Origin of the sequence: Pantoea sp. Fr-CA_6 (assembly GCF_024520895.1) — a bacterium.
GTDB classification, from domain to species: domain Bacteria; phylum Pseudomonadota; class Gammaproteobacteria; order Enterobacterales; family Enterobacteriaceae; genus Pantoea; species Pantoea agglomerans.
In genome coordinates this window covers 1-273 of sequence record NZ_JALNPO010000052.1, presented here as the reverse complement: position 1 = coordinate 273, position 273 = coordinate 1, and the positions used below count along the sequence as shown (strand labels likewise).

1 protein-coding gene is annotated in these 273 nt (G+C 48.0%); it reads right to left on the bottom strand.

Annotated elements, in window-relative coordinates; all coding sequences use genetic code 11:
* Positions 1-49: 49 nt before the first annotated feature.
* The coding region (locus NR201_RS22575; RefSeq protein WP_256850195.1) for a S16 family serine protease at positions 50-273 on the bottom strand (224 nt) is incomplete at its 5' end.

Genomic DNA, 273 nt, shown 5'->3' with positions numbered 1-273 from the left:
GAATTAGCCTGCCAGCCCTGTTTTTATTAGTGCATTTTGCGCGAGGTCACTATTTTGCAGTCACAACCTGCATACCAGACGGTTCATTTTGCAGCGCCAGAGTCAGAACTTCCTCAATGCGCTTCACAGGATGAATGTCCAGATCGGCAATTACGTTGTCAGGAATCTCTTCCAGATCGCGTTTATTTTCGAACGGAATTAGCACTGTTTTAATCCCGCCGCGATGCGCTGCCAGGAGTTTTTCTTTCAAACCACCGATCGGCAGTACCTGAC